Origin of the sequence: Paracraurococcus ruber (assembly GCF_004353985.1) — a bacterium.
GTDB lineage: Bacteria > Pseudomonadota > Alphaproteobacteria > Acetobacterales > Acetobacteraceae > Paracraurococcus > Paracraurococcus ruber.
Genome location: NZ_SMOA01000432.1, coordinates 1 through 3,108, shown reverse-complemented (window position 1 = coordinate 3,108; position 3,108 = coordinate 1). Strand labels below are relative to the sequence as shown.

Here is a 3,108-nt window from a genome sequence, read left to right as displayed (position 1 = left end):
CCGCCGCTACGGCGTCGCGCGGGTCTGCCGGGTGTGGCAGGTGCCGAGGTCGTCCTTCTACGCCGCGCGCCGGACAACGGCGGATCCTGCCAGCCCGCCTGCGGTGCCCGCACGCCGTGGTCCGAAGCCGGTCGTATCCGATGCGGACCTGATCGCAGCCATCCGGGCTGGCCTGGCGCGCTCGCCCTGGACCGGCGAGGGCCACAGGAAGATCTGGGCCAGGCTTCGGGCGATGGACGGCATCCGGGTCGCCCGAAAGCGGGTCCTGCGGCTGATGCGCAAGCACCATCTGCTCTCGCCGCACCGCGCCCGGGCACGGGCACGGGCAGAGGCGAGCCATGAGCGACAGATCATCACCACCGCGCCGAACGTGATGTGGGCGATCGACGCCACCCAGGTCACCACGGTCCAGGAGGGCAAGGTGTGGCGGTTCGGCGTCGTCGAGCATTGGAACGCCGAGATGCTGGGCTGGCACGTCGCCAGGCGCGGTACCCGCTACGAGGCGATCCAGGCGCTCGGCATGGCGATGCGCCAGCAGTTCGGCCCTCTCGGGGCCGGCGCCGCCCGTGGCCTGTCGCTGCGCCATGACCATGGAAGCAACTTCATGGCCGATGTGTTCCAGAAGCAGATGCGGTTCTGGGGCGTGGCGCCGAGCTATGCCTTCGTCGCCGAGCCGGAGACCAACGGCTGCATCGAGCGGCTGTTCCGCACCCCGAAAGAGCAAGCCATTCACGGCCGCATCTTCCAGACCATCGACGACGTGCGCGACGCCGTCCGCGCCTTCGTCGTCCGCTACAACACCGAGTGGATCATTGAGAAGAACGGCCACCGCAGCCCCGCCGACACGCGAGCCGCTTTGCACGCAGAAACCTTCAGGTGCACGGCGTAATCCAACCTGTTGTCCAAAGAGCCGGGGGCGGTACACCGCGGCCTGTGCGGGACCCGTCGGCAGTTGGACTGGACTTGGCCGGAGTTTCAAGAGGCCGGGCCAACTGCGACAGGCGCAGATTACCGACCGTCGTTCGACAATAGTAGTACCAGAGCTGCCGGTGGTGGTGGACTGATACGATATTTGCTGCTGTGTTGGGCCTGCCCAGCCATTATGTTGCCCAGGCCGTGCGGTGGACGCGGTCAGGGAGGCAATAATGTACGAGCTTGGTGAACAGGCCAGACGGGCCTGCCGCGACACCATCGGTGACGCTCTACGGCGCGCGGCGCTTCGCTTCAGCGACCGCATTGCCCTCACTTTTGGACCGCGGCGTTGGAGCTTTGCTGAGCTGGATCGGGGAGCAGATCGCGTCGCCCGAAGCTTGCACGCTGCCGGCCTTGTCCACGGCGACCGTGTAGTCGCCTATGGCCGAAATTCCGACGGTTACCTCCTTGGCTTCCTCGGTTGCGTTCGCGCAGGACTGATCCACGTCCCAGCCAACTACGCGCTGACCGCTCCGGAACTCGAATACATCCTTCGCCAGTGCGGCGCGCGGGCACTTCTGTCACAGCCTATGCTGGCTGCAAAAGCTGACGCTGCTTCGACCAACGCGGGAGACATCCTTCGCGGCACGCTGGACGACGGCACCGGCAGTCTCGACGTCTTGGCGGCAGCGTTGGCCCCTGGCTACGACACGTTGCAGATGCCCCCCCCAGATGCAGAGCTGACGGACACCGATCTGGCCCAGATCATCTATACCGCCGGCACGACAGGAGCGCCAAAAGGCGCGATGATGACGCATCGAGCCTATCTCGCCGAATATGCTGCGGCCGCGCAGGTCCTCGACTACAGCGCGGCCGACCGCGCGCTCGCCGCCCTTCCGCTATACCACACCGCGCAGATGCACAGCCTGACCATGCCGCTGCTTCTCGCCGGCGGCGAAACCCTGCTGGTTGAGGCACCGGAGCCGGCTCTCGTGCTCAGGCTCATTGAGGAGCAGCGCATCACCAGCTTCTTCGCACCGCCGACAGTATGGATCAGCCTGCTTCGCCATGACGACTTCGACCGGCGTGACTTATCGAGTTTACGACAAATCATGTATGGCGCTGCCATCATGCCATTACCCGTGCTGCAGGAACTGCGACGGCGCCTGCCAGGTGCGCGCCCCTACCAAGGTTACGGTCAGAGCGAGATCGGCCCACTCGCTACCGTGCTACGGCCAGAAGAGCATGATGCGCATCCCGGGTCCGCCGGCCGGCCTATTCCGACTGTCCAGACCCGCATCGTGGACGCGGAGATGCGCGACGTGCCTCCCGGGCAGGCTGGCGAAATCATTCATCGCTCACCTCAGCTGCTGGTCGGCTACTGGGGCATGCCGGACGAAACCCGCGCCGCTTTTGCCGGAGGTTGGTTCCACTCGGGCGATGTCGGCACGATGGATGCTGGGGGCTTCATCACTATTGTGGATCGCATGCGCGACGTCATCAACACCGGAGGCGTGCTTGTCGCCAGCCGAGATGTCGAGGACGCCATTCTTACCCACCCGGCAGTATCCGAATGCGCGGTCATCGCCTTGCCGGACCCGCACTGGATCGAGATGGTGGCAGCCGTCGTCGTCTTGCGCGCAGGCCACCTCGCGACAGAGGGGGAGTTAATGGCTCACGTCCGCGCCAGCATCGCGCCTTACAAGGTTCCTAAGCGGGTGATCCTGACCAATCACCTACCACGTAATACCGCCGGCAAAATGCTGAAGCGCGAGTTGCGAGCTCAGTATGGTGGCAAGGTCGACACCTCGCCGGGCACGGCGACGCAGCCGTAGACCAGCTCAGCTGCAGAGTTCGCCGCAATTGCGAAGGACACACTGAGGTGGTCCCCCTTGGCCGGACAGCTTGGCGGCCTGGATAAGCCCGGTCCTGGTTTCCGTCAGGCCGCCAGTTTCGTCACCGCACTCGTCCCATACGCCTCGTCCGGGGTCTGCCCCGCCAGAGCGCTGTGTGGACGTCCGGCATTGTAGTAACCAATCCACTTCGACAGCCCGGCCCGCACTTCCGAGCCGGTCTTGCTTTGTTGAAAGGCTTATGCGGCCTCTGCGAGGATCATGAGGTTGTGGGTGAGGACGCGGAGGACGAGTTCGCGGGCCTGGGACGCGTCGCCGCGCGCGGTCAGGGCTGATCCGAGGC

Annotated in this window: 2 protein-coding genes and 1 pseudogene; 2 read left to right on the top strand and 1 reads right to left on the bottom strand. The window is 65.4% G+C overall.

Features of this window, described 5'->3' with window-relative positions; translation table 11 throughout:
• Window positions 1-889 (top strand): IS3 family transposase (locus E2C05_RS30285; RefSeq protein ID WP_133223330.1); only part of this gene is annotated, 889 nt, incomplete at its 5' end.
• Window positions 890-1,145: 256 nt separating this feature from the next.
• Entirely contained in the window at window positions 1,146-2,747 is a 1,602-nt protein-coding gene (locus E2C05_RS30280; protein WP_133223329.1) for a fatty acyl-CoA synthetase, read from the top strand.
• 137 nt (window positions 2,748-2,884) lie between these two features.
• Here E2C05_RS30280 and E2C05_RS30275 read toward each other — a convergent pair.
• Window positions 2,885-2,989: pseudogene (locus E2C05_RS30275) on the bottom strand (integrase core domain-containing protein); the annotation flags it as partial.
• Between the last annotated feature and the right edge of the window lie 119 nt (window positions 2,990-3,108).